The organism is Nocardiopsis lucentensis DSM 44048 (genome assembly GCF_000341125.1).
Taxonomy (GTDB): domain Bacteria; phylum Actinomycetota; class Actinomycetes; order Streptosporangiales; family Streptosporangiaceae; genus Nocardiopsis; species Nocardiopsis lucentensis.
In genome coordinates this window covers 1-1,612 of the sequence record NZ_ANBC01000349.1, presented here as the reverse complement: position 1 = coordinate 1,612, position 1,612 = coordinate 1, and the positions used below count along the sequence as shown (strand labels likewise).

The 1,612-nt window shown below is 73.8% G+C and carries 1 protein-coding gene and 1 pseudogene; both read left to right on the top strand.

Features of this window, described 5'->3' with window-relative positions; genetic code table 11:
- Positions 1 to 539: pseudogene (locus tag D471_RS0112250) on the top strand (hypothetical protein); the annotation flags it as partial.
- Between the two features lie 24 nt (positions 540 to 563).
- The coding region (gene fahA / locus D471_RS0112245; protein WP_026127654.1) for a fumarylacetoacetase at positions 564 to 1,612 on the top strand (1,049 nt) is incomplete at its 3' end.

Here is a 1,612-nt window from a genome sequence, read left to right as displayed (position 1 = left end):
GACCCGGGCAGGCCACGGCCGTCGCCGACCAGCTCACCCGCCACCTGCCGCCCGGGGCGTCCGGGTTCGTGGAGGTCTCCCGGGCGGGGGACGTGCACGCCGACCTGGACTCCCTGACCGGCACCGGCCACAGCGCCAAGTTCCGTACCGGCGGCCTCACCCCCGAGGCGCACCCCGACGAGGCCGAACTCGCCGCGTTCGTGTCCGCCGCGCTGTCCCGTGAGCTCCCCTTCAAGTGCACCGCCGGACTGCACCACGCCGTCCGCCACACCACCGCCGAGGGTTTCGAACAGCACGGGTTCCTCAACCTGCTCGTCGCCACCGCCGCGGCCGCCGACGGAGCCGGGGCCGACGACCTCGCCGGAATCCTCGCGGACCGCGACGGGGCCGCCCTGGCCGACGCCGCGGCGCGGCTGGCCCCGAACCAGGCCGAGGCCGTCCGCGCGCGGTTCCTGTCCTTCGGTACGTGCAGCGTCGTCGAACCCCTGGAGGACCTGGTCGTCCTCGGCGCCCTGGTCCCTGAGGCCCGGCCGCACTGACCACCACCACAGAAAGCAGCGATGATGCCCGAAACCTGGCTCGACCTGGACCCGGACGCGCCGTTCGGCCCGGCGACCCTGCCCTACGGGGTGTTCAGCACCGACACCGACCCCGAGCCGCGCGTCGGGGTGGCGATCGGTGACCACGTCCTGGACCTGGGCGCGGCCGCCCGCGCCCAGGGCGCCCCGTTCGCCGACACCGTCGCCCAGCCCGACCTCGACGCCCTCCTGGCCTCCGGGAGACCGGTCTGGGACGCCGTGCGCGCGGCCCTGACCACCTGGGTCACCGACCCCGCCCACGCCGACGCGATCCGCCCGCACCTGGTCGACCGGTCCCGGGTGAGCCTGCACCTGCCGTTCACGGTCGCCGACTACGTGGACTTCTACGCCTCGGAGCACCACGCGAGCAACGTCGGCCGGATGTTTCGCCCCGACCAGGAGCCCCTCACGCCCAACTGGAAGCCCCTGCCCATCGGCTACCACGGCCGCTCCGGCACCGTCGTGGTCTCGGGCACCGACATCGTGCGCCCCACGGGCCAGCGCAAGCCCCCCACCGAGCCCACGCCCCTCTTCGGCCCGTCGGCACGCCTGGACATCGAGGCCGAGGTGGGGTTCGTCGTCGGCACGCCCAGCGCCATGGGCGAGCGCGTCGCCGTGGACGACTTCCCAGACCACGTGTTCGGGGTGTTCCTCCTGAACGACTGGTCCTCGCGCGACCTCCAGGCCTGGGAGTACGTGCCCCTGGGCCCGTTCCTGGGCAAGTCCTTCGCCACCTCGATCTCGCCGTGGGTCGTGCCGCTGGCGGCCCTGGAGTCGGCCCGCGTCGAGCAGCCCGCCCAGGACCCCGAACCGCTGCCCTACCTGCGCGGCGGCCAGCCCTGGGGGTTGGACCTGGAGCTGGAGGTGCGGATCAACGGGCACGTGGTCTCGCGACCGCCGTTCGCCACGATGTACTGGACGGCCGCTCAACAGCTCGCGCACATGACGGTCAACGGCGCGTCCCTGCGCACCGGCGACGTGTACGCCTCGGGCACGGTCAGCGGACCCGAACGCGAGCAGCGCGGGTGTCTGCT